The 25,566-nt window shown below is 56.0% G+C and carries 26 protein-coding genes and 2 tRNA genes; 18 read left to right on the top strand and 10 right to left on the bottom strand.

Going from position 1 to position 25,566, the window contains the following annotated elements; genetic code table 11:
• Positions 1 to 83 precede the first annotated feature (83 nt).
• Together ECL_RS13070 and guaD are read left to right on the top strand one after the other, a co-directional pair.
• A complete protein-coding gene (locus ECL_RS13070) occupies positions 84 to 1,592 on the top strand; it encodes an NCS1 family nucleobase:cation symporter-1 (protein ID WP_013097232.1) in 1,509 nt (502 codons plus the stop codon).
• Positions 1,592 to 2,908: a guanine deaminase gene (guaD, locus tag ECL_RS13075; RefSeq protein ID WP_013097233.1), complete on the top strand. Its 1,317-nt coding sequence runs from the start codon at positions 1,592 to 1,594 to the stop codon at positions 2,906 to 2,908. Before ECL_RS13070 ends, guaD begins: the two co-directional genes overlap by 1 nt.
• Here guaD and uraH read toward each other — a convergent pair.
• Both uraH and uraD read right to left on the bottom strand, forming a co-directional pair.
• Positions 2,888 to 3,211: a hydroxyisourate hydrolase gene (gene uraH / locus ECL_RS13080; RefSeq protein ID WP_013097234.1), complete on the bottom strand. Its 324-nt coding sequence runs from the start codon at positions 3,209 to 3,211 to the stop codon at positions 2,888 to 2,890. The two genes, guaD and uraH, sit on opposite strands and share 21 nt — an antisense overlap.
• Positions 3,208 to 3,708, bottom strand: coding sequence for a 2-oxo-4-hydroxy-4-carboxy-5-ureidoimidazoline decarboxylase (gene uraD, locus ECL_RS13085; protein WP_013097235.1), 501 nt, complete (start codon positions 3,706 to 3,708; stop codon positions 3,208 to 3,210). Before uraD ends, uraH begins: the two co-directional genes overlap by 4 nt.
• Positions 3,709 to 3,948: 240 nt before the next feature.
• Here uraD and hpxO point away from each other — a divergent pair, with 240 nt between their 5' ends.
• Genes hpxO through ECL_RS13100 form a run of 3 tightly spaced genes read left to right on the top strand, consistent with a single transcriptional unit; the run spans position 3,949 to position 7,118 of the window.
• A complete protein-coding gene (gene hpxO / locus ECL_RS13090; protein ID WP_013097236.1) occupies positions 3,949 to 5,103 on the top strand; it encodes an FAD-dependent urate hydroxylase HpxO in 1,155 nt (384 codons plus the stop codon).
• Positions 5,104 to 5,120: 17 nt separating this feature from the next.
• Positions 5,121 to 6,155 carry a molybdenum cofactor-independent xanthine hydroxylase subunit HpxD gene (gene hpxD / locus ECL_RS13095; RefSeq protein WP_013097237.1) on the top strand — a complete coding sequence of 345 codons (1,035 nt, stop codon included), beginning with the start codon at positions 5,121 to 5,123 and terminating at the stop codon, positions 6,153 to 6,155.
• Between the two features lie 12 nt (positions 6,156 to 6,167).
• Positions 6,168 to 7,118: a PDR/VanB family oxidoreductase gene (locus ECL_RS13100; RefSeq protein WP_013097238.1), complete on the top strand. Its 951-nt coding sequence runs from the start codon at positions 6,168 to 6,170 to the stop codon at positions 7,116 to 7,118.
• Positions 7,119 to 7,162: 44 nt separating this feature from the next.
• Here the strand turns inward: ECL_RS13100 and ECL_RS13105 are convergent.
• Positions 7,163 to 7,250: transfer RNA gene (locus tag ECL_RS13105), tRNA-Ser, on the bottom strand.
• 236 nt (positions 7,251 to 7,486) lie between these two features.
• Between ECL_RS13105 and ECL_RS13110 the strand changes: the two genes are divergently transcribed.
• The 3 genes from ECL_RS13110 to ECL_RS13120 are packed head-to-tail and all read left to right on the top strand — an operon-like array spanning position 7,487 to position 10,292.
• On the top strand, positions 7,487 to 8,491 hold the full coding sequence (locus ECL_RS13110) for an ABC transporter substrate-binding protein (RefSeq protein WP_013097240.1): 1,005 nt from the start codon (positions 7,487 to 7,489) through the stop codon (positions 8,489 to 8,491).
• Entirely contained in the window at positions 8,491 to 9,522 is a 1,032-nt protein-coding gene (locus tag ECL_RS13115; RefSeq protein ID WP_044158598.1) for a FecCD family ABC transporter permease, read from the top strand. Before ECL_RS13110 ends, ECL_RS13115 begins: the two co-directional genes overlap by 1 nt.
• Positions 9,519 to 10,292, top strand: a complete 774-nt coding sequence (locus ECL_RS13120) for an ABC transporter ATP-binding protein (protein WP_013097242.1) — start codon at positions 9,519 to 9,521, stop codon at positions 10,290 to 10,292. The genes ECL_RS13115 and ECL_RS13120 overlap by 4 nt, the downstream gene beginning before the upstream one ends.
• 49 nt (positions 10,293 to 10,341) lie before the next feature.
• Here ECL_RS13120 and ECL_RS13125 read toward each other — a convergent pair.
• Both ECL_RS13125 and ECL_RS13130 read right to left on the bottom strand, forming a co-directional pair.
• Positions 10,342 to 10,429 (bottom strand) — tRNA-Ser (locus ECL_RS13125).
• Between the two features lie 143 nt (positions 10,430 to 10,572).
• Positions 10,573 to 12,201 carry an ABC transporter substrate-binding protein gene (locus ECL_RS13130; protein WP_013097243.1) on the bottom strand — a complete coding sequence of 543 codons (1,629 nt, stop codon included), beginning with the start codon at positions 12,199 to 12,201 and terminating at the stop codon, positions 10,573 to 10,575.
• Positions 12,202 to 12,470: 269 nt separating this feature from the next.
• Between ECL_RS13130 and yccA the strand changes: the two genes are divergently transcribed.
• Positions 12,471 to 13,130 carry an FtsH protease modulator YccA gene (yccA, locus tag ECL_RS13135; protein ID WP_013097244.1) on the top strand — a complete coding sequence of 220 codons (660 nt, stop codon included), beginning with the start codon at positions 12,471 to 12,473 and terminating at the stop codon, positions 13,128 to 13,130.
• An 87-nt stretch (positions 13,131 to 13,217) separates the two neighbouring features.
• Positions 13,218 to 13,547 carry a sulfurtransferase TusE gene (gene tusE, locus ECL_RS13140; RefSeq protein WP_013097245.1) on the top strand — a complete coding sequence of 110 codons (330 nt, stop codon included), beginning with the start codon at positions 13,218 to 13,220 and terminating at the stop codon, positions 13,545 to 13,547.
• Here tusE and yccX read toward each other — a convergent pair.
• On the bottom strand, positions 13,544 to 13,825 hold the full coding sequence (gene yccX / locus ECL_RS13145; RefSeq protein ID WP_013097246.1) for an acylphosphatase: 282 nt from the start codon (positions 13,823 to 13,825) through the stop codon (positions 13,544 to 13,546). The two genes, tusE and yccX, sit on opposite strands and share 4 nt — an antisense overlap.
• 92 nt (positions 13,826 to 13,917) lie before the next feature.
• Here yccX and rlmI point away from each other — a divergent pair, with 92 nt between their 5' ends.
• Positions 13,918 to 15,108: a 23S rRNA (cytosine(1962)-C(5))-methyltransferase RlmI gene (gene rlmI / locus ECL_RS13150; protein WP_013097247.1), complete on the top strand. Its 1,191-nt coding sequence runs from the start codon at positions 13,918 to 13,920 to the stop codon at positions 15,106 to 15,108.
• A 60-nt stretch (positions 15,109 to 15,168) separates the two neighbouring features.
• Positions 15,169 to 15,486: a heat shock protein HspQ gene (gene hspQ, locus ECL_RS13155; protein ID WP_013097248.1), complete on the top strand. Its 318-nt coding sequence runs from the start codon at positions 15,169 to 15,171 to the stop codon at positions 15,484 to 15,486.
• 33 nt (positions 15,487 to 15,519) lie between these two features.
• Here hspQ and ECL_RS13160 read toward each other — a convergent pair whose 3' ends face one another.
• Entirely contained in the window at positions 15,520 to 15,936 is a 417-nt protein-coding gene (locus ECL_RS13160; RefSeq protein ID WP_013097249.1) for a CoA-binding protein, read from the bottom strand.
• A gap of 172 nt (positions 15,937 to 16,108) precedes the next feature.
• On the opposite strand from ECL_RS13160, the gene csgI reads away from it, so the two are divergent.
• On the top strand, positions 16,109 to 16,771 hold the full coding sequence (csgI, locus tag ECL_RS13165) for a curli synthesis inhibitor (RefSeq protein ID WP_013097250.1): 663 nt from the start codon (positions 16,109 to 16,111) through the stop codon (positions 16,769 to 16,771).
• A gap of 80 nt (positions 16,772 to 16,851) precedes the next feature.
• Positions 16,852 to 17,310, top strand: a complete 459-nt coding sequence (gene mgsA / locus ECL_RS13170; protein ID WP_013097251.1) for a methylglyoxal synthase — start codon at positions 16,852 to 16,854, stop codon at positions 17,308 to 17,310.
• A gap of 83 nt (positions 17,311 to 17,393) precedes the next feature.
• Here mgsA and helD read toward each other — a convergent pair whose 3' ends face one another.
• Positions 17,394 to 19,448, bottom strand: a complete 2,055-nt coding sequence (gene helD, locus ECL_RS13175; protein WP_044158573.1) for a DNA helicase IV — start codon at positions 19,446 to 19,448, stop codon at positions 17,394 to 17,396.
• A gap of 122 nt (positions 19,449 to 19,570) precedes the next feature.
• Here helD and ECL_RS13180 point away from each other — a divergent pair, with 122 nt between their 5' ends.
• On the top strand, positions 19,571 to 20,017 hold the full coding sequence (locus ECL_RS13180; RefSeq protein WP_013097253.1) for a YccF domain-containing protein: 447 nt from the start codon (positions 19,571 to 19,573) through the stop codon (positions 20,015 to 20,017).
• A gap of 19 nt (positions 20,018 to 20,036) precedes the next feature.
• Positions 20,037 to 22,199 (top strand): YccS family putative transporter, encoded by a 2,163-nt coding sequence (yccS, locus tag ECL_RS13185; RefSeq protein ID WP_013097254.1) that lies wholly within the window; start codon positions 20,037 to 20,039, stop codon positions 22,197 to 22,199.
• Here the strand turns inward: yccS and ECL_RS13190 are convergent.
• Positions 22,156 to 22,782, bottom strand: coding sequence for a TfoX/Sxy family DNA transformation protein (locus ECL_RS13190; protein WP_013097255.1), 627 nt, complete (start codon positions 22,780 to 22,782; stop codon positions 22,156 to 22,158). The two genes, yccS and ECL_RS13190, sit on opposite strands and share 44 nt — an antisense overlap.
• A gap of 217 nt (positions 22,783 to 22,999) precedes the next feature.
• Here ECL_RS13190 and sulA point away from each other — a divergent pair, with 217 nt between their 5' ends.
• Complete coding sequence (sulA, locus tag ECL_RS13195; protein ID WP_013097256.1) at positions 23,000 to 23,509, top strand: SOS-induced cell division inhibitor SulA; 510 nt, start codon at positions 23,000 to 23,002, stop codon at positions 23,507 to 23,509.
• Positions 23,510 to 23,863: 354 nt separating this feature from the next.
• Positions 23,864 to 24,919 carry a porin OmpA gene (gene ompA, locus ECL_RS13200; protein WP_044158562.1) on the top strand — a complete coding sequence of 352 codons (1,056 nt, stop codon included), beginning with the start codon at positions 23,864 to 23,866 and terminating at the stop codon, positions 24,917 to 24,919.
• 63 nt (positions 24,920 to 24,982) lie between these two features.
• On the opposite strand, the gene matP is transcribed toward ompA, so the two are convergent.
• Entirely contained in the window at positions 24,983 to 25,435 is a 453-nt protein-coding gene (matP, locus tag ECL_RS13205) for a macrodomain Ter protein MatP (protein ID WP_013097258.1), read from the bottom strand.
• Positions 25,436 to 25,566 lie beyond the last annotated feature (131 nt).

Genomic DNA, 25,566 nt, shown 5'->3' on the forward strand with positions numbered 1-25,566 from the left:
ACAAGATTTATTATTTTGGCCTGGATCCTGCAACACCGTCTGCACTCCCACTCAACGGGTTTTCATTCACAGGAGCAGGTTTCATGCCAAACAGACAAAATACGCAACACGGTACGGCCGCTGATTCCGGTGCGGTATACAGCCCACGGCTTTGCAATGAAGATCTGGCACCGACGCGTGACCAGAACTGGAGCTGGTACAACATCTTTTCTTTCTGGATGTCCGACGTCCACAGCATGGGGGGATACGTGGTCGCCGCGAGCTTCTTTACGCTCGGGCTGGCAAGCTGGCAGGTGTTGCTCTGCCTGCTGGTGGGAATTTGCATTGTGCAGTTGTGTGCCAACCTGGTGGCGAAACCGAGCCAGATGGCGGGCGTGCCGTATGCGGTGATCAGCCGTCAGGCCTTTGGCGTGTTCGGGGCAAACATTCCGGCGGTGATCCGCGGGCTTATCGCCTTTGCCTGGTACGGCATTCAGACCTATCTGGCCGCTAACGCCCTGATGCTGGTGGCGCTGAAGTTCTGGCCGTCGCTCTCGTCGCTCACCACCGGCGCGTTTCTCGGGCTGTCGCACCTGGGCTGGGTCTGCTTTGCCATTATGTGGGTATTGCAGGCAATGGTCTTCTGGCACGGCATGAATGCCATCAAACGCTTTATCGATATCGCTGGCCCGGCGGTATATGTGGTGATGCTGGCGCTGGCAGGATGGATTGTATACAAGACCGGATTCGACGGGATCTCCTTTACCCTCGCCAGCAAATCCCTGAGCGCGGGCGAGCAGACCTGGCAGATGATCACCGCCACGGCGCTGGTGGTCTCCTACTTCTCAGGCCCGTTGCTCAACTTTGGTGATTTCTCCCGCTACGGCAAAAGCATGGGGGAAATCCGCCGCTGCAACCGCTGGGGCCTGCCGTTTAACTTCCTGCTGTTCTCCATCGTGACCGTGGTGATTGTCTCCGGTACCCAGTCGCTGTTTGGCCGCATGATCACCGACCCGATTGAAACCGTCAGCCGCGTGGGCAACGATCTGGCGGTGGCGATTGGTCTGTTGACCATGATCACCGCCACCATCGGGATTAACATCGTGGCCAACTTCGTCTCCCCGGCGTTTGATTTCTCTAACTGTTCCCCGCAGAAAATCAGCTTCCGCACCGGAGGAATGATTGCCGCCGTCGGCTCGATCCTGTTAACCCCGTGGAACCTGTTTAACTCCCCGGAGCTTATTCATTACACCCTGGATGTGCTGGGGGCGTTTATCGGTCCGCTGTTCGGTATCCTGATTGCCGATTTCTACCTGATTAAGCGTGGCAAGGTATCCGTGGACGACCTGTTCGATGACACGCCAGAAGGGAAATACTGGTACCGCAACGGCTTTAACCCGAAAGCCATCGGCGCGCTGATCCCCTCGGTTGCCGTCGGGCTGGTGATAAGCTTCATCCCGGCGCTGCATGAGGTGGCAAACTTTAGCTGGTTCATTGGCGTGTTCCTTGGCGGGGTAACCTACCGCTGGCTGGCGCGCGAAGAGCGCGAAGGGGCGTCCGCCGCTCACTTCACGTCACCCGAGGCCACGCAAACAATCAGACAGGAGCCGTGATGGATTACCAGACTGCGATACGCGGTGCATTTTTCGATATCGCCCGGGTCTGTGACAGCGCAGACCTGATTGCCGACCATGCGCGCTACCAGGAGGACGGCCTGCTGTTTATTCACCACGGGAAAATCGTGGCGCTCATGGCCTGGCAGGAGGGAGAGCAATATCTTGACCCGCACAAGGGTTACACCGACCTGCGCGGCAAACTGCTGCTGCCCGGCTTTATCGATACCCACGTTCATTACCCGCAGACCGAGATGATCGGCGCCTTCGGCGAGCAGCTGCTGGAGTGGCTGACCACCTATACGTTTCCGGTGGAGAGCCAGTTTGCCGACGAGAGCTACGCAAAAGAGATCGCAGAATTTTTCATAAATCAGCTGGTGAGCCACGGCACTACCACCGCACTGGTGTTTTGCACACTGCATCCGCAATCGGTGGATGCGCTGTTTACCGAAGCATCGCGCCTGAACATGCGCCTTATCGCCGGGAAGGTGATGATGGACCGGCACACCCCGGACTACCTGACCGAAACGGCACAACAGAGCTACCAGCAGACGCGGGATCTAATCCAGCGCTGGCACCACCATGGACGGCTGGGGTATGCCATTACGCCACGCTTTGCGCCCACCTCATCACCGGAACTGCTGGCAGCGGTGCGTTTACTCAGAGAGGAGTTTCCGGACACCTGGCTGCAAACCCATCTGAGCGAAAACCCGAACGAAGTGGCCTGGGTTAATGACCTGTGGCCGGAGCATGAACGTTATCTGGATGTCTATCACCACTACGGCCTCACCGGCGAGCGCAGCATGTTTGCTCACGGGATCCATCTGCACCACAGCGAGTGGCAGTGCCTGCACGACACCGGATCGGCGGTGGCGTTTTGCCCTACTTCCAATCTGTTTCTTGGCAGTGGGCTGTTTCGGTTACCCGCCTGCTGGCAGCACAAGGTGCGAATGGGTATCGGCACCGACGTCGGCGCGGGTACCACCTTCAGCATGCTGCGCACGCTGGGGGAAGCTTACAAGGTGGGTCAGTTGCAGAGCTATCGCCTGCGCGCCAGCGAGGCCTTTTATCATGCCACGCTGGGTGGCGCGCATGCCCTGCGTCTGGATGACAAAATTGGCAACTTCGCACCAGGCAAAGAGGCCGATTTTATCGTGATCGACCCGGCCGTCACCCCGCTGCAGCGCCTGCGTAGCGGGCGCTGCAAGGAAATCTACGAGCAGCTGTTTGTGCTGATGACCCTGGGCGACGAGCGTAATATCAGCCAAACCTGGGTCAACGGCGAGCCAGTGTGGTCAGCTGCCGCGGTAGGTTGACCAGCCACCAGGGGCAATCACAAACGGCAGATGGAAGTGCTCATCTGCCGTTTCGCCGATTAGAAAATCAATCTGAGCGCAGGGATAGAGCGTGTCGCGCCCCGTTTCGCTAAACCAGGCGCCAGTCTCGGCCACCAGCCGATAGCGGCCCGCAGGCAGGACGGGAACAAATTCGGTGATGCGGCCCTGCGCGTTGGTCACGCCAGTTGCGATGATCTCCGCGTCCTGTTCAAGACGTACCGTCACCCCCTGCGCGGGTTTGCCCGTCGAGATATCCAGAATATGTGTACTGAGTGTGCTCATGCGCCAATGACTCCTTCCAGTCGTAATAAGGTAATTTCCCGCAGCTGATCCAGTGCGGCCTGCACCTCCTGCGCATCGCTGTTTTCCAGCCGCGCATTCAGGACCTGCAGGATCTCCTCCCCGCTGCGGCCTTTGGCGCGGATCAGAAAGACGCGCCCGAAACGGCTTTCGTAGCGGGCATTACCTGCCCGCAACGCCTCAGCAAGCTGCGCATCATCATGATTCACCGCTCCCTGCTCCCGACGCGACAGTGCCGCCTCCGCCTGCGTGCCCATGGGCTTCTCACCGATGCGCGGATGCGCGCTCAGGGCCCGCGTGAGCACGTGTTCATCCCAGCTATGCGTCAGCGCCTGGGCCGCGTTAAACAAAACCTCCCGGCTCGGATAAGGCCGCCCGGCGACCAGCGCCTCGGCCCAGCCGGGAATGGCCACGCAAGGGTGTAATAGCGTAAGCACCTCTTCGAGACTTCGGTGATTAAAATCGTCCAGCGTTATCATGGTTCCTCCCGTAACATCATCGTCCCTGAACATTGCACAAAACACGCCACTCTTGCCTGAGACCTGAAACAGTTGATTCCTTAACCCTAAACCGGAAATTATTGATTCATAAAAAGGCATTCCCACCGCGATAACGCACCTTAGCAGTGCAAACATCCCTCCCACAACGCCCTTTACCGCACTCTGCAGCCTGGTACGCAAATTGCTGATGTTAATGACACCCGGCAAAAGGAGAGAAGCATGAAAGCAATCGTCATTGGTGCGGGCATTGGTGGCCTGAGCGCCGCTGTCGCGCTGGAAAAGGCGGGCATCGACTGTACCGTGTTTGAAGCAGTAAAAGAGATCAAACCCGTTGGCGCGGCCATCTCCATCTGGCCCAACGGGGTGAAATGCATGCAGCACCTCGGCATGGGCGACATTATTGAGACATACGGCGGGCCAATGCGCTTTATGGCCTACAAGGATCACCGGCGCGGCGACACGTTGACCCGCTTTAGCCTGGCCCCGCTGGTGGAGCGCACCGGAGGACGCCCCTGCCCCGTCTCGCGCGCTGAACTGCAGCGCGAGATGCTGGACTTCTGGGGTCGCGAGCGGGTGCAGTTCGGCAAGCGCGTCGAACACGTCCGGGAAGATAATGCTGGCGTCAGCGTAACATTTACCGACGGCAGCACGGCGACGGGCGATTTTCTGATTGCCGCCGACGGCAGCCATTCGGCGGTGCGCCCGTACGTGCTGGGGTATACCCCCGATCGCCGCTACGCCGGTTACGTTAACTGGAACGGACTGGTGAAGATTGATGAAGAGATTGCCCCCGCCCACCAGTGGACCACGTTCGTGGGAGAAGGCAAGCGTGTGTCGCTGATGCCCGTCTCCGGTGGCCGCTTCTATTTCTTTTTTGATGTCCCGCTTCCCCTCGGTCTGGCGGAAGATCGCACCACCCTCAGAGCCGATCTCACGGGTTACTTCCGCGGCTGGGCACCGCCGGTGCAGAAGCTGATCGCCGCGCTGGATCCGGATACCACCAACCGCATAGAAATCCACGACATTGAGCCCTTCGACAGCCTGGTACGCGGCCACGTGGCGCTGCTCGGCGATGCGGCGCACAGCACCACGCCGGATATCGGCCAGGGCGGCTGCGCGGCGCTGGAGGATGCGGTTGTGCTGGGTGATTGTCTGCGCGAAAACCACAACATTACGCTGGCGCTGCGGCAGTACGAAGCCCTGCGCTGTGACCGGGTACGCGACCTGGTGCTGAAGGCTCGCAAGCGCTGTGACGTCACGCACGGTAAAGATATGGCGTTAACCAGAGCCTGGTATCAGGAGCTGAGAGAGGAGACCGGGGAGCGCATTATCAACGGTCTGTGCGACACCATTCAGGGCGGACCATTAGGCTGAACGTAAGAGGAATACACATGAATAAAGCACCTGTACCACCCGCCCATTGCACGTTTGAGCCAGAGGACTGGCTGCGTCTGGCAAAGTGCTGGCATCCGGTTGCGCGCGCTTGCGACATTGGCGCGGCGCCGGTTAAGGCGACCCTGCTGGACGAAGCGCTGGTTATCTACCGCGTGAAAGGCCAGGTCGTGGTCGCCCGCGACGTTTGTCCGCATCGCGGCGTGCCGCTGACGCTGGGCTTTCATGATGAGCACGGGATTATCTGCCCCTACCATGGCCTGCGCTTCGGGGAAGATGGCCGCTGCAACCGTATTCCCTCCAGCCCCGACCAGCCAGTACCGGCGAAACTCAACCTGATTAACTACGCCGTGGAGGAGCGCTTTGGCTTGATCTGGACGTGTCTGGCGTTTGACCCGGACAACCCGATGCCGCTGCCCACCATGCCACACTGGGATGACGATGGCTTTCAGCAGATCAACTGTCCGGCGTTTGAGGTGAATGGCTTCGCTGGCCGTCAGGTGGAAGGATTTTTGGATGTGGCGCATTTTGCGTGGATCCACACCAGCACCTTTGCGGACCCGGATAACCAGCTCGTCCCGACCTATCAGCCACAGGAAACACCGTTTGGCTTTGTAGCGGACTACTGGAGTTCGGTGAGCAATTATCCCGCCAGCGCTGACGTGCAGGCGCCGGAAGGCTTCCAGTGGCTGCGCCATTTTGAAATGCATTTGCCGTTTACCGCCACCCTGACGATCCATTTTCCGGGCGAATCCCGGCTGGTGATCATGAACGCCGCGTCGCCGGTCTCGTCACGCGTCACCCGCATGTTTGCCCCGATTGCGCGCAACTTTGATCTGCATATCCCGGTGGAAGAGGTGCATGCCTTTAACCTGCGGATTTTTGAGGAAGACCGCCTGATGGTCGAGACCCAGCGCCCGGAAAGTTTGCCGTTGGATCTGACCCTTGAAGCCCATATTCCCGCGGATAAAAGCTCGATTGCCTATCGCCGGGGGCTGAAAAAGATGGGTTTTGGCGCGTTTTTCCTGGTCTGATGGAGGGCTGTCATGAGTGATATTTTAAGCGTTATCGTCGACGGGCTGTGGCGTCAGGGGAACAAAAGCCTCGCCGTCAGGCTGGTGGCGGAAAACGGTGAAGCGCTGCCAGAGTGGCAGCCCGGTGCGCATATCGACGTGCATCTGCCCTGCGGGGTAATTCGTCAGTATTCTCTGACCGGCCCATGCGGGAGTGAAGGCTATCTGATCTGCGTGGGCCGGGAAACCGCCTCGCGCGGCGGGTCGCGCTATATTCATGAGACGCTGCGTCCCGGTCAGACGCTGCTGATCTCCGCGCCGCGCAATCTGTTTGCCCTGCAGGAGGCCGAACGGGTGTTGCTGCTGGCTGCGGGGATCGGGATTACGCCACTGTATGCCATGGCCCTGCAGCTGGAAGCAGCCGGAACCCCGTTCACTCTGCACTATTATGTCAAACACGCTGAAAGCGCGGCTTTCGCCTGCGAGCTGGCGCAGTTGAAGCACGGCGAATGCGTTATCCATACCACCAGCCCACGCACGTTGCTGGCAGAGCATATCCCGATGGCCGCGGCGGGTCTTCACGCCTGGGTCTGTGGCCCGGCCGGGTTTATGGAAATGGTACGTGAGGTGGCGACGGCGAAAGGCTGGGATGGCGCCACGATCCACAGCGAGGCGTTTCAACCCGCTGCGCCTGATACCGGCGCTGAAAGCGGCGAGATCTTCACGATTAAACTGGCCTCCACCGGAGAGCGCTGGCCTGTGCCCGCAGATAAAACCATTGCTCAGGTGCTGCAGGAAAACGGTGTGGCCGTACCGCTCTCCTGCGAGATGGGGATCTGCGGTGCGTGTCTGACACCGGTGATTGACGGCGTGGTGGATCACCGGGACAGCGTACAGTCAGAGGCAGAGAAAAACGCCCCGAACCCGCATGTGGCGCTGTGTTGCTCAAGAAGTCATTCCGCTGAGCTGGTGATTGGGCTGTAAAACGAAAAAACCCTGCGATAGTGCTATCGCAGGGTTTTCGAATTTGGCGGAAGCGTAGAGATTCGAACTCTAGAACCCTTTCGGGTCGCCGGTTTTCAAGACCGGTGCCTTCAACCGCTCGGCCACGCTTCCAAAGTGAGGCGCACTATAAACATCTCTGAGCATGATGTAAAGCGTGAAATTGCATAAAGTTACACTTGCTCACCATCACCCCGCCCTCTGGCGTCATGACTCACTTCGGCGACGTTAATCTGGATGTGAAGTTTCCCTCTCATTACAGGCACCGGCAAATGTCCGGCAGGCAGCGTGTTGCGCTCAATCACAATATATGTATTATGTTATAACATAACAATTTGGGATTGATTTTTATGCTTCTGAAAAAAGGGTTATTACTGATAGTACTGCTGGCCATGGCACCAGCCACGTTTGCAGCAACAACTTACCCGCTGACGATTGAAAATTGCGGCGTCAGGCAGACCTTTACGCAAGCGCCACAGCGCGTCGTTACCGTGGGTCAGCATGAAACGGAATTGCTGCTCGCGCTGGGGCTGGAAAAATCTGTCGCCGCAACCTCAGTCTGGTTCGGCAAACTCCCGGATTCGCTGGCTGATGCCGGAAAAAAACTCCCCCGGCTTGCGGATAACTCCCCCTCTTTTGAAGCCGTGGTGGGACAAAAACCGGAACTCGTCCTCGCTCAGTATCACTGGCATATTGGCCCGCAAGGCGAGGTGGGAACACGCGAGCAGTTTGCATCACTGGGGATTAAGACGTGGATCTCCCCTGCCGACTGCACGGACAAAACGGTGACGGCAACCTCAAACGCTGACGGAGCACGGAGCACGCCGTTTTCACTGGCAGAAATAAAACACGAAGTCACAGACCTGGCCGCCATCTTTGATGTTCCCGCGCGTGGCGAGCAGCTCAATCGTGAGCTGACAGAACGGATTCAGAAAGCGCAGGCGCGCATCTCAGCAAAACCCCTGAAGGTTGTCTTTTGGTTTTCAAGCAGCCGCCTGAATGGCGATCCCTGGGTGGCAGGGAATTACGGCGCGCCTGGCTGGATAAGCCGCACGCTGGGGTTAAAGAACGTTATTGACTCGCATGATGAATGGCCCGCTGTCACCTGGGAACATATTGCCCAAATGCAGCCAGACGTTATCGTCATCGCTCAGATGTCACGCAGGCTCTACCCTGCCGATGACGCCGCGATAAAAGAGGCCTTTTTACGACGCGATCCGGTGACAAGAAACATTCCGGCGGTCAGGAATAATCAGATTATTGTGGTGCCCGCAATGTCGTTAAACCCTTCTTTGCGTAACGTCGACGCGGTTGAGCTTATCAGCGATCGGCTGGCTTCATTCCAGGGCGAATAATGAGTCATGTATCTTCTCCCCGCCGCCAGCAGGGGTTAATGGCGTCAGGCGCCGTGGCATTGCCGCTGATGCTGGTCTTTGCCGCAAGTATCGGCGATATGCCGGTATCGTATGCCGTTACCGGAAAAGCGATCCTCAATGGTCTTGGGCTGACTGCATACGTTCTGCCGCAACCCGAGGAAGGCATCGTCTGGCAGTACCGCATGAGCCGCGCATTAATGGCAGCATGCAGCGGCGGCGGCCTGGCGCTGTGCGGGCTGGTGCTCCAGTCAATACTGCGTAACCCCCTGGCGGAGCCCTATCTGCTGGGCATCTCCGCAGGCGCTTCGCTGGGGGCCGTCTGCGTGATGCTGCTCGGTATCGGGGGGAGCGTGATTGGCGTGAGCAGCGGTGCGTTTGTTGGCGCCTGCGCCGTTTTTGCGCTCATCATGTTGATTACAAACGGCATGAGCGCAAGCCCGTCACGCATTTTGCTGGCAGGCATTGCGGGCACACAGCTCTTCAACGCCATGACTGCGTATATCGTCAGCACCTCCGCCAATGCCGAGCAGTCGCGTAGCGTTATGTTCTGGTTAATGGGCAGCCTGAGCGGTGTGCGCTGGCCAGACGCGCTGCTGGCGCTGGCCGTTACGTTGACGGGCCTGCTGATGGTATGCCTCTTTTCGCGGGCGCTGGACACCTTTACCTTTGGAGACGAGGTCTCTACCACCCTCGGGATTCCGGTGACCGCTGTACGAATTATCCTGTTGCTGACCTGCGCGTTCGTCACCGCAACCCTGGTTAGTGCCATAGGCGCAGTGGGATTTGTGGGTCTGGTCATTCCCCATGTGACGCGCATGCTCAGCGGTCCGGGCCATCGCCGCACGATCCCGCTGACGTTTCTTATCGGCGCGCACTTTATGATCCTGGCCGATGTCGTGTCACGCACGCTGATTGTGCACCAGGTGCTTCCCATCGGCGTGGTGACGGCGCTGGTGGGCGCACCTGTCTTTGTGGCGCTGCTTTATCAAAACCGGAAGGAGCATCCATGAATATTTCCGTCTCCGGGTTAAGTGTGACCCGACAAGCACAGACAGTGCTTGAGGATATCGATCTCGACCTGTCATCCGGGCAGATTGTCGGCCTGTTAGGGCCAAACGGCTCGGGCAAATCAACGCTGTTACGCTGTCTTGCCGGGCTGTTTCCACACCACAGTGAACGCGTCGCGCTTAATGGCACGTCGCTTAGCGTGATGCCGTTAAAAACGCGCGCGCGGCAGTTAGCTTTCGTCCCGCAACATGCCGACGTTGAGGGAGAACTGACCGTCGAGGAAATCGTGCGGCTGGGACGTACGCCTTACCGGAAGGCGTTTCAGAGAAGCACTCGCGATGATGATATGGCGGTGGAAGAGGCGATTAGGCTCATGCGGCTATGCGGATTACGCCAGCGGCGGTGGCAGCAACTGTCTGGCGGGGAGCGTCAGCGAACACAGATAGCGCGAGCGCTGGCACAGCAGCCCCGGGTGTTGCTGCTTGATGAGCCGACAAACCACCTGGACATTCAGCACCAGCTGGAGCTGATGCGACTTATATCGCAACTGCCTCTTACGGTAGTGGTGGCGCTGCACGATCTCAATCTGGCGGCCAACTACTGCCAGCGGCTGATCCTGCTGAAGGCCGGGCGTATCGCGGCCACGGGCGCGCCTGCGGAAGTGCTCACCCCTGAAAATATCGAGCAAACCTGGTGCGTCAAAGCGAACGTCTACAGGGCAGACGCCGGGATGACGATCGGCTACAACATGGGCGGCATGGCGGAGGTGTAGAGCCAAAGCAAAAAACCCTGCGATATTGCTATCGCAGGGTTTTCGAATTTGGCGGAAGCGTAGAGATTCGAACTCTAGAACCCTTTCGGGTCGCCGGTTTTCAAGACCGGTGCCTTCAACCGCTCGGCCACGCTTCCTAAGTGAGGCGAACTATAAACACCTCACCGCAGGCTGTAAAGAGCACGCGCATTCGTTCGCTTTAAAAATAGCCAAATTACGTTTAATCGGTTGAATAGACAACATATTGGCCATTTTGCCAGCATAATATCCAGCGATTGCCTTAGTGTTTTTTGATGTACATATCTTTCGTGTAGTAGTACCCGAGCTTATCCGGCGTGAATCCCCCCACCCACGGCTTCACCAGGTGCGTACGAACGTAGTGATAGACAGGGATCGCCGGCACATCACGCCCCAGCAAATCCTCTGCCTGTTGATAAAACTTACCGCGCTCTTGTGCCGTTTTCGACTTCGCCGCATTCACCAGCGCTTGATCGTACTCAGGATTGCTGTACTGCGTGGTGTTTTGGCTATCCCCGGTACGGAAGTTATTCAGGAATGTGGAGGCGTCATCGTAATCGGCAATCCAGGCGTAGCGCACCGCGTCAAAGTTATGGGTGTGCATGGTATCGAGCATGGTTTTCCACTCCTGGTTCTGCAGCTTCGCCTCGACGCCGAGATTTTTCTTCCACATTGAGCTGGCAGCAATCGCGATACGCTGGTGCGTTTCAGAGGTGTTATACAGCAGATTAAAACTCAGTGGATGGCTGGCGTTATACCCGGCCTCTTCGAGCAGTTTTTTCGCCTCGGCAATACGCTTTTCCCGCGGCCAGCTGGCGTAATCCGGGTTCTGTAACTTAACGCCACCAATGTCCGGCTGGCTGATAAGCCACGCCGGACGCTGTCCCTGCCCCATCACTTTATCTGCGATGATGTCTTTATCGAGCGCCATATTGAGCGCCTTACGCACGCGCGCATCGTTGAACGGCGGACGGGCGGTGTTGAATTCGTAATAGTAGGTGGCAAGCTGCGGAGAGACATCCAGCTGGCTGCCCAGCGTTTTCTTAAGCTGGGCAAACTGGTTGACTGGCACCGTGTAGACAATATCGATTTCTCCCGCTTTATAGCGGTTCACATCAGCCGCCTCGGAGGTGATAGGCAGATATGTCACCTTATTGATCACAGTATGGGCATTATCCCAGTAGCGCGGGTTACGCTCCGCCACAATGCGTTCGTTAACTACCCATGAGGACAGCTTATAGGCACCGCTGCTGACGATGTGCTCGGGCTTGGTCCACTTATCGCCGAAACGCCCCACCAGGACTTTATCTATTGGCACCAGAGACGGGTGTGCCAGCATCGCCAGGAAAGCAGCATTCGGCTGCGAAAGCGTGACCTCCAGCGTGGTGTCATTGATGGCTTTCACGCCCAGCGTATCGGGCGCTTTTTTACCTTCGGCAATTTCAGTGCCGTTGACGATAAGCATGCTACCGGGATAGCTGGCATACGGTGAGGCGGTTTTTGGGTCAACCAGTCGCTGCCAGCTCCAGACGATATCTTCCGCGGTGATGGCGGTACCGTCGCTCCAGGTGATGCCCGGACGCAGATGGAACGTCCAGACGGTGTTGTCCTTGTTCTCCCATTTTTCCGCCAGCCGTGGCTGGATTTCACCCGCCGGGGAGACACTGACCAGCCCGTCGAATAAATCGCTGATAATATTGAATTCGACATCGCTTTCGACTTTATGCGGGTCGAGCGAAGCGGGTTCACTTCCGTTATTCCTGACCAGTTCCTGCTTATCGGCCAACTGCGTTCCTGCCGGCACGTTAGCCGCCCAGGTTGCCGTGCTGGCACACAGGATCCCGGCCGCCAGTAAAGAGAGTGTAAAGTGAGTGCGTGTTTGTGGTTTCATTTCCTTCGCCTTATTGTCTGTATTGTGACGATCCGGAAATAACTCTTAGCGGCCTTATGGTAATAAGGCAATATTTTTCAGTAACCTATAAGAGCTTGATCTGATTAATTGTGCCAAACCGCTGTTCATACTGATGAAACGTCTTTCTGCAGAATAAATAACCAGCTCCGGCGCTAACCTGCTGAGTAAAGATGGGTAAAACCACTTTGAGACTGGCGCGCCGTTTCCTATTCTTTCCGTTAATTACATCTGTCATAAGAGAGTGACTCATGGATCGTATAATTACTTCCTCACGCGACCGCACATCGCTACTCAGCACCCACAAGGTGCTGCGCAATACGTACTTTATGCTCAGCCTGACGCTGGCGTTTTCGGCGATCACCGCCACCGCCAGCACCGTGCTGATGCTGCCGTCTCCGGGGCTGATCCTGACGCTGGTGGGGATGTACGGTCTGATGTTCCTGACCTACAAAACCGCTGACAAACCGGTCGGTATTCTTTCCGCGTTCGCCTTTACCGGCTTCCTGGGTTATATCCTGGGGCCAATCCTGAACGCGTACCTGTCTGCCGGCATGGGTGATGTGATCGGTATGGCGCTGGGCGGCACCGCGCTGGTGTTCTTCTGCTGCTCCGCCTACGTGCTGACCACCCGCAAGGACATGTCTTTCCTCGGCGGTATGCTGATGGCAGGTATCGTGGTGGTGCTGATTGGTATGGTGGCTAACATCTTCCTGCAGCTCCCTGCCCTGCACCTGGCGATTAGCGCGGTGTTTATCCTGCTGTCATCCGGCGCGATCCTGTATGAAACCAGCAACATCATTCACGGCGGTGAGACCAACTACATCCGCGCCACCGTGAGCCTGTATGTGTCGCTGTACAACATCTTCGTCAGCCTGCTGAGCATCCTGGGCTTCGCCAGCCGGGATTAAGCCAGAGTGTTGTGTACCGAGCCCCGCTTATGCGGGGCTTTGTTTTTTGGTACACTGCGGCGGTTTTTGACTGATGCGTGAATAACTATGTTGAGCTTTGAAGGTAAAGAGATCGAAACCGATAACGACGGTTATCTGAAAGACAGCCACCAGTGGAGCGAGGCGCTGGCGGAAGTGATTGCAGAAAAAGAGGCGATCGCGCTCTCCCCTGAGCACTGGGAAGTGGTGCGCTTTGTGCGCGAGTTCTATCTCGAATTCAATACCTCTCCGGCTATCCGGATGCTGGTTAAAGCCATGGCCAATAAATTCGGTGAAGAGAAAGGCAACAGCCGCTATCTGTATCGTCTGTTCCCGAAAGGCCCGGCCAAACAGGCCACCAAAATTGCCGGCCTGCCTAAACCGGTGAAATGCATTTAGTAGCGAATACCGAAGTTCATGTATTCCCGGCCGGGTTGATGCGGTTCGGTTAAGACCTTATCAACCCGGGCACTGCGCGGCCCACCCGCTTTCAGCCACGCCAGCAGTTTTTCAACCTGCTCTGCCTCGCCACAGGCGACCACCTCAACGCTGCCATCATCCATGTTTCGCGCATATCCCGTTAGCCCAAGCTGAACGGCCTCGCGCTGCGTGCTGTAGCGAAAGCCCACGCCCTGAACGACGCCGTGAACCCAGGCGATAGTGCAGACTTTTGACATCTTCCTTCTCCTTATCCGTCTGGCGCGTTGCATTTCCCCGGCGAACTCGGGAAAATGGCGGCCATTTTCTTGAATCGACAGAATAGCAAATTATGAGTGTACGTTTAGTGTTGGCCAAAGGGCGCGAGAAGTCATTACTGCGCCGTCATCCCTGGGTCTTTTCCGGCGCGGTTGCCCGTATGGAAGGTAAAGCCAGCCTCGGTGAAACCATTGATATTGTTGACCATCAGGGGAAATGGTTAGCACGAGGCGCCTACTCGCCAGCCTCCCAGATCCGCGCGCGCGTCTGGACCTTCGACAAAGATGAAACCATCGATATCGACTTCTTCGTGCGTCGTTTGCAGCAGGCGCAGCAGTGGCGCGACTGGCTGGCCAAACGCGATGGTCTGGACAGCTACCGCCTGATTGCCGGAGAGTCCGACGGTCTGCCGGGCGTGACCATTGACCGCTTCGGTAACTTCCTGGTCCTGCAGTTACTGAGCGCTGGGGCGGAATACCAGCGCGCCGCGCTGATAAGCGCCCTGCAGTCTCTGTTCCCGGAGTGCGCCATCTATGACCGCAGCGATGTGGCTGTGCGTAAAAAAGAGGGAATGGAACTGACCCAGGGTCCGGTGACCGGCGAACTGCCGCCTGCCCTGCTGCCTATCGAAGAACACGGCATGAAGCTGCTGGTGGATATTCAGGGTGGTCATAAAACGGGCTATTACCTCGACCAGCGTGACAGCCGTCTGGCCACGCGTCAGTACGTTGCCGACAAACGCGTGCTCAACTGCTTCTCTTACACCGGCGGCTTTGCGGTATCGGCTTTAATGGGCGGCTGCGCGCAGGTGGTGAGCGTGGATACGTCTCAGGAAGCGCTGGATGTGGCAAAACAGAACGTCGAGCTGAACAAGCTGGATCTGAGCAAAGCCGAATTCATTCGCGACGACGTCTTCAAACTGCTGCGTAAATATCGCGATCAGGGTGAGAAGTTTGACGTTATCGTGATGGATCCGCCTAAGTTTGTGGAGAACAAAAGCCAGCTGATGGGTGCCTGCCGCGGCTATAAAGATATCAACATGCTGGCCATTCAGCTGTTGAACCCAGGCGGCGTGCTGCTCACCTTCTCCTGCTCTGGACTGATGACCACAGATTTATTTCAGAAAATCATCGCCGATGCCGCAATAGATGCTGGTCGTGATGTACAATTTATAGAGCAGTTCCGTCAGGCAGCCGATCACCCGGTGATCGCTACCTACCCGGAAGGGCTGTATCTGAAAGGGTTTGCCTGTCGCGTCATGTAACTTGAAAAGAGAAATATTGCCCGCACATAGAGTGTAAGTAGTGTTTCCCGGGAGGTGACTATGATTGCCAGCAAATTCGGTATCGGCCAGCAGGTCCGCCACACTTTGCTCGGGTATTTGGGTGTGGTCGTGGATATCGACCCGGAGTATTCCCTTGATGAACCGTCGGCGGATGAGCTGGCGGTGAACGCAGAGCTTCGCGCCGCACCCTGGTACCATGTGGTGATGGAAGGTGATGATGGACAACCCGTCCATACTTATCTTGCTGAGGCGCAGCTAAGCAGTGAATTGCAGGATGAGCATCCGGAGCAACCCACGATGGATGAACTGGCTCAGACTATCCGCAAACAGTTACAGGCTCCGCGCCTGCGGAACTAAGCGTGTAAAAAAAGCCCGATAACGGGCTTTTTTTTATGACTTTGTCAGCCCCAGCCGGGGGATTTCAATCGCCGGACAGCGGTCCATCACCACCTTCAGCCCCGCCTCGCGCGCCAGCACCGCAGCCTGTTCGTTAATAACGCCTAACTGCATCCACAGCGTTTTCGCACCGATGGCAATGGCCTCCTGCGCCACGCCCCATGCAGCCTCGGAATTACGGAACACATCCACCATATCAACCTTTTCCGGTACGTCGTTTAGCGTGGCGTATCCTTGCTGGCCCAGCAAGGTCTTACCGGCCACTTTTGGTGACACAGGGATGACGTGGTAGCCCTGATCGAGAAGGTACTTCATTACCCGATAGCTTGGACGATCCGGTTTATCGCTCGCCCCCACCAGCGCAATGGTGCGTGTGGACGTCAAAATCTCGGCAATATCATTCTCTTTCATGCTTTTCCTCCTGGCTTTTTAACAAGTGTATGTCAAAGCGCACATCTCAACCATCCATCCCATACAGATGTATGAGAGCAAAAGGCCAGAATATGTCTATATGTTAGTAAACATGATTATCGACAAATTTAGATACATTATCGCGGTAAGCGTACGTTAAACAGGAGCCCCTATGAAAGCCGGCCTTGCCACTGCTGTGATTGCGTTAGTGATGCCGGTTTGCGTTTTTGCAACCACGCTTCGGCTTTCTTCCGACATTGACCTGCTGGTGCTGGACGGGAAAAAAGTCTCCAGTTCGTTATTACGCGGTGCCGACAGCATCGAACTGGATAACGGCCCTCATCAGGTGGTGTTCCGGGTGGAAAAAACCATCCGCCTTGCTAATCATGAACAACGCACGTATCTCTCTCCCCCGCTGATTATGAGCTTTAACACCCAGCAGGTAAGCCAGGTGAACTTTACGTTGCCGCGTCTGGAAACGGAAAAAGAGTCGGCGACGTTTGACGCCTCGCCGCGTGTGGAACTGGTGGATGGCGATGCCACCCCGATCCCGGTGAAGCTGGATATTCTGGCGCTGACGTCGTCACCGACGGGCACAGATTATGAGGCCGCAACCCAGGCCTATAACAAAGCGGGTAAGCGCGCCTCGCTGCCCCGGTTTGCCACCATGATGGCTGACGACAGTACACTGCTGTCCGGCGTCTCAGAGCTGGATGTGATCCCCCCTCAATCCCAGACGCTGACAGAACAACGCCTGAAATTTTGGTTTCAGCAGGCCGATCCCGACACGCGAGCCCGCTTTTTACAGTGGGTGAAGCAACAACCTTCGTCGTAAGCCACATTTTTTTCGCCTTTCTCTTGCAGCATAAGGCGGTTCCCGTCATCGTGTAGCCAGTTAACCTGATGGATATGATTATGGAACTGACAACACGCACATTACCGGCACGCAAGCACATTGCGCTGGTTGCGCACGATCACTGTAAACAAATGCTGCTTAACTGGGTTCGTCGCCATCAGTCCTTGCTGGAAAAGCACGCCCTCTCGGCGACGGGCACCACCGGTAACCTTATCCACCGCGAAACGGGTCTGGAGGTGAACGCCATGCTGAGCGGCCCGATGGGTGGCGATCAGCAGGTGGGCGCACAGATTTCTGAGGGGAAAATTGATGTTCTGATCTTCTTCTGGGATCCGCTGAATGCGGTTCCGCATGACCCGGACGTGAAAGCGCTGCTGCGTCTTGCCACCGTCTGGAATATTCCGGTGGCGACAAACCTGTCGACGGCGGATTTCATCATTGAATCACCGCAGTTCAACTCGCCGGTTGAAATTCTCATCCCGGATTATCAGCGTTATCTTTCCGAGAGACTGAAGTAGCGTTATGCCCGGCGGCGCTACGCTTGCACGGGCCAACGAGTTTTGTCGGCCGGGTCAGGCGAAGCCACCACCCGGCAATCCCGCTACGGCTTGCGCGCCACCGGCACATCAATACTCTTCAGAATATCGACAAATACTGACGGCTCCTCTTTGTTGAACAGCAGCCACACGCGATGACGCGCGCGGGTGATCGCCACGTACAGCAAACGCCGCTCTTCGGCATCCGGGAAATCCTCCGGTACCGGCAGTAATGCTTCTTCCATCACCGACTCACGGGCAGGGGCCGGGAACCCATCGCTCCCCTCTTTCAGCCCGACCACAATGACGTAATCGGCCTGCTGGCCTTTGCTTGCGTGGATGGTCATAAAATCAAGCTGCAGCTTCGGCCAGCGAGTCGCCGCCTTCTCCAGCGCCGCAGGTTTTAGATGGTGATAACGCGCCAGCACCAGAATACGTTCATCTGGCTTTGCGTAGCCGCTGAGTTTGTCCAGCAGCGGCTCAAGCTGGTCGTCCGCCAGCAGGGTTACGGCTTTTTTATCTCCCGCCCTCAGGCTATTAAGCGGCTTGGCCAGCTGATGGGGGTTCTGCTGAATAAAGCGGTTCGCAATTTCGCCAATTCGGGAGTTAAAGCGGTAGGTAGTATCCAGATCGCTGCGATCGCCTTCGCCAAAATAGTGATGGAACGCGGTGGTCAGTGAAAGCTGCGCGCCGCTAAAGCGGTAGATGGCCTGCCAGTCATCCCCTACGGCAAACAGAGAGGTATGTTTATTTTGCGCCCGTAACGCCGAAAGCAGCGCGGCGCGCTGCGGAGAGATATCCTGGAACTCATCAACCAGAATGTGTTTCCACGGGCTGACAAAGCGCCCCTTCTCCAGAATGATGATGGCCTGATGGATCAGGCCTGAGAAGTCGACGGCGTTTTCCTCCTTCAGCGCTGTTTTCCAGGCTTTCAGCAGCGGCGCCATCAGTTTGACCCGCTTTGAAAAAAGCGCGCGGATGTCCTCCGGCGCACTCTCAATCATCTCAGCCTGCGTTCCACCGTGCATGCGCATCAGGCTCACCCAGCGGTCGAGACGCGAGCCAAGCCGTCGCGCCAGCTTTTCATCCTGCCAGAAACTGCCTTCCGGCACGTCCCAGTTGAGCTCGTTTTCCAGCCATTGTCGCCACCCTTTCGCCTGCGCTTTTTTCTCGCTGCACTGCTGCCGCCACGCCTTAATAAACAGGGCCTGACGCGCCTGGGTGTCGTTTTCCAGTTTACTGATGGAAGGGACTTTTTTGCTGCCCTGCTGAATGATGTGCAGGGCAAGGGCATGGAAGGTTCGGGCGGTAATATCCCGGGTGTGCAAACGCTCCTGAATGCGTTCGTCCATCTCCTGCGCCGCCTTGCGACCAAACGCCAGCAGCAGGATCTGATCGGCGACGGCCTCGCCCGTTGTCAGCAACCACCCCGCCCGCGCGACCAGTACGGACGTTTTGCCGCTCCCGGCTCCCGCGAGCACCAGCAGCGATTGTTCGCCGTTAACCACGGCGCGAGCCTGGGCAGGATTCAGCGGCGACGACTCCACCGTACTGAAGAAATCGGCATAGCGGGTGAGCATTTCGTCAGTCCACGCCTGGTTATGCGCCAGCCGGCTCTTGTCTGCGTCGCTCAGCCAGGCCTGACACTGTCGCCAGGCGTCACGGCAATTATCAAACTCATTGAGACGCGTCACCGGTAACGGCAGCGCCGTCAGCGCCTGCCTGATTTTTTGCTGCAGACCGGCGGTCTGCTGACGGGTCAGCCATGTTTGTTGGGCATTACTCTGCGCGATATCACTCAGCACCTGCTGCAGGACCTGTGCGGCTATCACGCTCATATCGTGACTCCACTGCTGCCAGAGCTGGTTCAGATGATGATGAAAACGCTGGGTTTCGCCCCACTCCGTACCGTGAAGACGCACGACTTTATCTGCAGGGAGCACAAACTCCAGTTCGCCCCATACCAGCCCGCGTTTGCAGTGGATGGCCAGGAGTTGATTGAACGGAATGAGGTATTCGTGGCGTTCACCGGAGACCTTTACTCCCGCGTTGAGGAGGACAACCTTGTCGTAAGGGTGTTGCGCCAGGCGTTTGCCCATTGAAGTTGCTTTCAGTTCCATATCCAGCCGGATCCACGAAGAGATAATTGCCTGATAGTTTAACTGCCAGTTTTAAGGTGCTCCAGCCTAAAAAAACGTTACAATCATTGGGCGTTAATTTTATCGAAAGGAAGTGAGGGTTTATGCGTACCGTTCTGAATGTGTTGAATTTTGTGCTGGGCGGTTTTGCCACCACCCTTTCCTGGCTTTTTGCCACCCTGGTGAGCATCGTCCTGATTTTTACGCTTCCCCTGACCCGCTCCTGCTGGGAAATCACCAAACTCTCCTTTATCCCTTACGGGAATGAAGCGGTTCACGTTGACGAACTGAACCCGGAGAATAAAAGCGCGCTGATGAACACGGGCGGAACCGTGCTGAACATTCTGTGGCTGATTTTCTTCGGCTGGTGGCTGTGCGTAATGCATATTTTTGCCGGTATTGCGCAGTGCATCACAATCATTGGTATTCCGGTGGGGATCGCGAACTTTAAGATCGCCGCCATCGCTCTGTGGCCTGTCGGGCGCAGGGTAGTTCCGGTCGAAGTGGCCCAGGCGGCGCGTGAAGCGAATGCACGTCGTCGTTTTCAGTGATTAAGGACTGGCCGCGTCTATGCTAAGCCCACTGCTTCGCCGTTACACCTGGAACAGCTCCTGGCTCTATAACGTCAGGATTTTTATCGCACTTTGCGGCACGGTTGCGCTGCCGTGGTGGCTGAACGATGTCAAGCTCACCATTCCGCTCACGCTGGGGGTGGTTGCGGGAGCGCTGGCGGATCTCGACGATCGCCTTGCCGGGCGTCTGCGCAACCTGGTCATCACCCTTATCTGTTTTTTTATTGCCTCCGCGTCCGTGGAGTTGCTGTTCCCGTGGCCATGGCTGTTTGCATTAGGCCTTACGCTTTCCACCAGCGGGTTTATTTTGCTGGGTGGGCTGGGGCAGCGCTATGCCACCATCGCGTTTGGCGCCCTGCTGATTGCAATCTACACCATGCTGGGGGTGTCACTTTACGACCAATGGTATCAGCAGCCTGTACTGCTATTGCTGGGGGCCATCTGGTATAACCTGCTGACGTTAACCGGCCATCTGATCTTCCCGGTTCGTCCTCTGCAGGATAACCTTGCCAGAAGTTACGAGCAGTTGGCCCACTATCTTGAGCTCAAATCCCGGCTGTTTGACCCGGATATCGAAGAGGAGAGCCAGGCTCCGCTCTACGATCTGGCTCTGGCGAACGGCCAGCTTGTCGCCACGCTTAACCAGACAAAAGCGTCGCTGCTTACCCGGCTTCGCGGCGACCGTGGCCAGCGAGGGACGCGCAGAACGCTGCACTATTACTTTGCCGCTCAGGATATTCATGAACGCGCCAGCTCGTCTCATGTTCAGTATGCGGCCCTGCGCGAGAAGTTTCGCTACAGCGACGTTATGTTCCGCTTCCAGCGTCTGCTTTCCATGCAGTCCCAGGCGTGCCAGCAGCTGGCGCGCTCCATTCTGCTGCGCACGCCTTATCAACACGATCCACGCTTTGAACGCGTGTTCAGCCATCTTGATGCGGCAATTGACCGCGTGCGAGCCAGCGGAACGTCGCCGGAGCACATTAAAGCGTTGGGATTTTTGCTCAATAACCTGCGGGCGATTGATGCTCAGCTGGCAACGATTGAGTCTGAACAGGCCATGGCGCTGCCGGGCAATGAGGCAGACAGTCAGCTCGCGGATGACAGCGTGCACAGTTTTAGCGATATGTGGCTCCGGTTAAGCCGAAACTTTACGCCGGAATCCGCCCTGTTTCGCCATGCGGTACGCATGTCACTGGTGCTGTGCGTGGGTTACGCCTTTATCCAGATAACCGGTTTACATCACGGATACTGGATCCTGCTGACCAGCCTGTTCGTCTGCCAGCCGAACTATAACGCCACCCGACACCGCCTGGCGCTGCGTATTATCGGCACGCTGGTTGGGGTCGCAATCGGGCTACCGGTGCTCTATTTTGTGCCCTCGGTGGAAGGCCAGCTGATCCTCATCGTAATCACCGGGGTGCTGTTCTTCGCCTTTCGTAATGTGCAGTACGCCCACGCGACGATGTTCATCACCCTGCTGGTGCTACTCTGCTTTAATCTGCTGGGCGAAGGGTTTGAAGTCGCCCTGCCCCGCGTGATCGATACGCTGCTCGGCTGTGCCATCGCCTGGGCGGCAGTGAGTTTTATCTGGCCCGACTGGCGTTTTCGTAATTTGCCGCGCGTCCTGGACAGGGCGATGAATGCCAACTGCCGCTATCTGGATGCCATTCTTGAACAGTACCACCAGGGACGCGATAACCGTCTGGCTTACCGCATTGCCCGACGTGATGCGCATAACAGCGATGCTGAACTGGCTTCCGTAGTCTCTAATATGTCAACGGAGCCGCGCGCCACGGCAGAAATTCGTGAAACGGCTTTCCGCCTGCTGTGCCTGAACCATACCTTCACCAGCTATATCTCAACGCTCGGTGCCCACCGCGAAAAACTGACAAACCCGGGCATCCTTGCCTTGCTGGATGATGCTGTCTGCTATGTCGATGATGCGCTACATCACCGCCCAGCCGATCAACCGCGTGTCCAGCAGGCGCTGGATGAACTGGCTCAACGGATTGCGCATCTTGACCCAGGAAACGACAGCAAAGCGCCGCTGGTTCTCCAGCAGATTGGTCTGCTTATCGCTCTGCTGCCAGAAATTTGCCGACTGCAACAGCAAATCGCTACCTGGAGGAGCGATTCTCCTGTGGCTCAGGCAGCGCATTAAACCACTCCGTCAGCTCCCGGCGAATTTCCGCCGGGAGTGCCGCTTCATGCAGGCCCTCAATCGCCCCTTCCAGGGCAAACAGTACTTTAATACTGAGCGCTTTATTCTTTGCCCGCAGCTTTAGCCAGCTCGTTCTGGCTCCCAGCGACCGGAGGGTATCTTCGTTGGTAATCCCGGCTTCACAGAGCAGGACTTCCAGCTGAAAAGTCAGGTTGGGCAGATCCTTTAGCCGGTTTCGCTGGTAGCGTTGTATGCGCTCTTTACGCGCGGCATTAAGCGCGTAAGAGGAAAGCTGAAGCAGCCGCTCCCTGTCCTGCCAGAGACCGTCATCCACACGATAATAGTTGAGAAGGATCGGCCGGCCGCGTTTCATTAAGGTCAAAAATGAGGATCCGTTTTTTACACAGTACTTCGCACTTTCCTCACAGGCGCGAAGGTAAAGCTCACCGTCTGACACCATGGCAAACACCGCCTCATCGACGGCCAGGGTATAGCCACCAAAAAGCGCACGATGATGAATTTCTCCTAATGGAGAGAGGTATTCCTGGGATTTATAAATCCGTTCATAAGATATCTTTTTCATGATATTTCCATTAAAAATCAGATATTAACGACGACATTTCTTACTAACGGATCCGTTAACAGGAAAATAGGCAACTTATTGCCGATGAGCAAGATGATTTTTTCAGGTTCGCCAGGAATGAATGAATTTTGCGAGTCGCTTTCCGAAATTGAGGTTGATCTTTATGCATACAGGGGTTACTGTATATTCATACAGTAACTACAGGGCTGGAATGATTATGTACACTTCAGGCTATGCAAATCGCTCAACATCTTTCTCTTCTACCGCTGGCGATGTCGCACAGAACGCCGTCGGGCGTGTTTCGACAGGGCTTATCAGTGAAGTGGTTTATCGTGAAGACCAGCCCCTGTTGACCCAACTTCTGTTACTGCCGCTCTTGCAGCAGCTTGGTCAGCAATCGCGCTGGCAGCTCTGGCTGACGCCGCAGCAGAAACTGAGCCGGGAATGGGTTCAGTCTGCAGGCCTGCCGCTGACGAAGGTCATGCAAATTAACCAACTCTCTCCTTGCGATACGGTTGAGTCGATGATCCGGGCATTACGTACAGGGAATTACAGCGTGGTGATTGGATGGTTATCAGACGAATTGACGGAGCAGGAACATTTTCGCCTCACCGAAGCGGCAGAAGAAGGCAATGCGATCGGCTTTATCATGCGCCCGGTTCGCCAGGATTCTTACCGCAGAGGACAACTTTCTGGGCTAAAAATTCACTCAAATTTGTATCACTGAACAAATTTAAGAGTTTTCCTGGAATTTTTTTCGACCTTAAGATGCGCTTTTAGTTCCATCGTCCAAAACGGCGGCAAGGCTTGTCTGGTGCGGTTCTTCTTAATTTTATTGCACAAATTTCGTTCAGAAATTGTTAAATAATCGGTATACGGAACTTTTTTTTTCATATGCCTGACGGACTTCACACTTGTAAGTTTTCAGCTACGTTGTAGACTTTACATCGCCAGGGGTGCTCGGCCTAAGCCGAAGATATCGGTAGATTTATATTTGACCACGCCCCCCGGTGAAGGATTTAACCGTGATTCTCGATTGAGATTTTCATGGCGAATTTTGGATGATAACGAGGCGCAAAAAATGAAAAAGACAGCTATCGCGATTGCAGTGGCACTGGCTGGCTTCGCTACCGTAGCGCAGGCCGCTCCGAAAGATAATACCTGGTATGCAGGTGGTAAACTGGGCTGGTCTCAGTTCCATGACACCGGCTGGTACAACAGCGCAAACAACAATGATGGCCCGACTCACGAGAGCCAGCTTGGTGCAGGTGCGTTCGGTGGCTATCAGGTTAACCCGTATGTTGGCTTTGAAATGGGTTACGACTGGTTAGGTCGTATGCCTTACAAAGGCAACGAAACCAATGGCGCTTTCAAAGCTCAGGGCGTTCAGCTGACTGCTAAACTGGGTTACCCAGTAACTGACGATCTGGACGTGTACACCCGTCTGGGCGGCATGGTATGGCGCGCTGACTCCAGCAACAGCAACGCTGGCGACGACCACGACACTGGTGTTTCCCCAGTATTCGCTGGTGGCGTAGAGTGGGCTATGACCCGTGATATCGCTACCCGTCTGGAATACCAGTGGGTTAACAACATCGGTGACGGTGCTACCGTTGGTGTTCGTCCAGACAACGGCATGCTGAGCGTAGGTGTTTCCTACCGCTTCGGCCAGCAGGAAGATGCAGCACCAGTTGTTGCTCCAGCGCCGGCTCCAGCTCCAGAAGTACAGACCAAGCACTTCACTCTGAAGTCTGACGTTCTGTTCAACTTCAACAAAGCGACCCTGAAACCAGAAGGTCAGCAGGCACTGGATCAGCTGTACACCCAGCTGAGCAACCTGGATCCTAAAGACGGTTCTGTAGTGGTTCTGGGCTTCACCGACCGTATCGGTTCTGACGCTTACAACCAGAAACTGTCTGAGAAACGTGCTCAGTCTGTTGTTGATTACCTGATCTCTAAAGGTATCCCAGCTAACAAGATCTCCCCACGTGGTATGGGCGAATCTAACCCAGTTACTGGCAACACCTGTGACAACGTTAAAGCTCGCGCTGCTCTGATCGACTGCCTGGCACCAGATCGTCGCGTAGAGATCGAAGTTAAAGGCGTTAAAGACGTTGTAACTCAGCCAGCGGCTTAAGTTATCGTCTTATAAAAAAACCCCGCCATGCGGGGTTTTTTATTATCTGAAGAAACTCAAAAGTTATTTTTTACCCAGCAGCGCCTGAAGATCGTTCTTCAGCGTAGACATCTGGTTGGCGTATTTCTCTTTATGCTCGGCATCTTCAATCAACTGCACCACCGTTTCTGACAACGTTTTTCCCCGCCGTTGCGCAAGCCCTGCAAGACGCTGCCAGACCATGAATTCCAGGTCGATGGATTTTTTACGGGTGTGCTGATGCTCAGCATTAAAATGCCGTTTGCGTCGTGCACGGATAGTTTGCTTCATCCGGTTCAACAGTGCCGGATTGATATGTTTCTCAATCCAGCCATTCACCTGTACCGGTTCATTTTCGAGGGTCAGCAAAATATCCACGGCCTCTTGTGCGGCGCTGGCTTCGATGTAGCAGGTAATCAGCTCCCCTTCTCGGTGCTTTTTGACCAGGTACTTCCATTTCCAGCCGCTTTCGAGATTTTCCAGTTGTTGATATTTCATTGCGATCTCAGTGTTACCACGTAACTCTGTTCAGAATATCAGTTTTTTAGCAATCTGCTGAAAAGAAATCATATCCTGTGAAGCGTTGCAGGCGATTCGCTTCCCGAAAACCCCAATCCTGCTTGGGAAGA

This window comes from Enterobacter cloacae subsp. cloacae ATCC 13047, assembly GCF_000025565.1.
GTDB lineage: Bacteria > Pseudomonadota > Gammaproteobacteria > Enterobacterales > Enterobacteriaceae > Enterobacter > Enterobacter cloacae.

Coding starts and splice junctions, on each gene's coding strand:
- mgsA (WP_013097251.1), top strand. CDS start 16,852: ATGGAACTGACAACACGCACATTACCGGCACGCAAGCACATTGCGCTG.
- ECL_RS13070 (WP_013097232.1), top strand. CDS start 84: ATGCCAAACAGACAAAATACGCAACACGGTACGGCCGCTGATTCCGGT.
- ECL_RS13115 (WP_044158598.1), top strand. CDS start 8,491: ATGAGTCATGTATCTTCTCCCCGCCGCCAGCAGGGGTTAATGGCGTCA.
- yccS (WP_013097254.1), top strand. CDS start 20,037: ATGCTAAGCCCACTGCTTCGCCGTTACACCTGGAACAGCTCCTGGCTC.
- hpxO (WP_013097236.1), top strand. CDS start 3,949: ATGAAAGCAATCGTCATTGGTGCGGGCATTGGTGGCCTGAGCGCCGCT.
- ECL_RS13180 (WP_013097253.1), top strand. CDS start 19,571: ATGCGTACCGTTCTGAATGTGTTGAATTTTGTGCTGGGCGGTTTTGCC.
- yccX (WP_013097246.1), bottom strand. CDS start 13,825: ATGTCAAAAGTCTGCACTATCGCCTGGGTTCACGGCGTCGTTCAGGGC.
- guaD (WP_013097233.1), top strand. CDS start 1,592: ATGGATTACCAGACTGCGATACGCGGTGCATTTTTCGATATCGCCCGG.
- uraH (WP_013097234.1), bottom strand. CDS start 3,211: ATGAGCACACTCAGTACACATATTCTGGATATCTCGACGGGCAAACCC.
- sulA (WP_013097256.1), top strand. CDS start 23,000: ATGTACACTTCAGGCTATGCAAATCGCTCAACATCTTTCTCTTCTACC.
- hspQ (WP_013097248.1), top strand. CDS start 15,169: ATGATTGCCAGCAAATTCGGTATCGGCCAGCAGGTCCGCCACACTTTG.
- tusE (WP_013097245.1), top strand. CDS start 13,218: ATGTTGAGCTTTGAAGGTAAAGAGATCGAAACCGATAACGACGGTTAT.
- yccA (WP_013097244.1), top strand. CDS start 12,471: ATGGATCGTATAATTACTTCCTCACGCGACCGCACATCGCTACTCAGC.
- ECL_RS13130 (WP_013097243.1), bottom strand. CDS start 12,201: ATGAAACCACAAACACGCACTCACTTTACACTCTCTTTACTGGCGGCC.
- helD (WP_044158573.1), bottom strand. CDS start 19,448: ATGGAACTGAAAGCAACTTCAATGGGCAAACGCCTGGCGCAACACCCT.
- ECL_RS13110 (WP_013097240.1), top strand. CDS start 7,487: ATGCTTCTGAAAAAAGGGTTATTACTGATAGTACTGCTGGCCATGGCA.
- matP (WP_013097258.1), bottom strand. CDS start 25,435: ATGAAATATCAACAACTGGAAAATCTCGAAAGCGGCTGGAAATGGAAG.
- uraD (WP_013097235.1), bottom strand. CDS start 3,708: ATGATAACGCTGGACGATTTTAATCACCGAAGTCTCGAAGAGGTGCTT.
- ECL_RS13160 (WP_013097249.1), bottom strand. CDS start 15,936: ATGAAAGAGAATGATATTGCCGAGATTTTGACGTCCACACGCACCATT.
- ECL_RS13100 (WP_013097238.1), top strand. CDS start 6,168: ATGAGTGATATTTTAAGCGTTATCGTCGACGGGCTGTGGCGTCAGGGG.
- rlmI (WP_013097247.1), top strand. CDS start 13,918: ATGAGTGTACGTTTAGTGTTGGCCAAAGGGCGCGAGAAGTCATTACTG.
- csgI (WP_013097250.1), top strand. CDS start 16,109: ATGAAAGCCGGCCTTGCCACTGCTGTGATTGCGTTAGTGATGCCGGTT.
- ECL_RS13120 (WP_013097242.1), top strand. CDS start 9,519: ATGAATATTTCCGTCTCCGGGTTAAGTGTGACCCGACAAGCACAGACA.
- ompA (WP_044158562.1), top strand. CDS start 23,864: ATGAAAAAGACAGCTATCGCGATTGCAGTGGCACTGGCTGGCTTCGCT.
- ECL_RS13190 (WP_013097255.1), bottom strand. CDS start 22,782: ATGAAAAAGATATCTTATGAACGGATTTATAAATCCCAGGAATACCTC.
- hpxD (WP_013097237.1), top strand. CDS start 5,121: ATGAATAAAGCACCTGTACCACCCGCCCATTGCACGTTTGAGCCAGAG.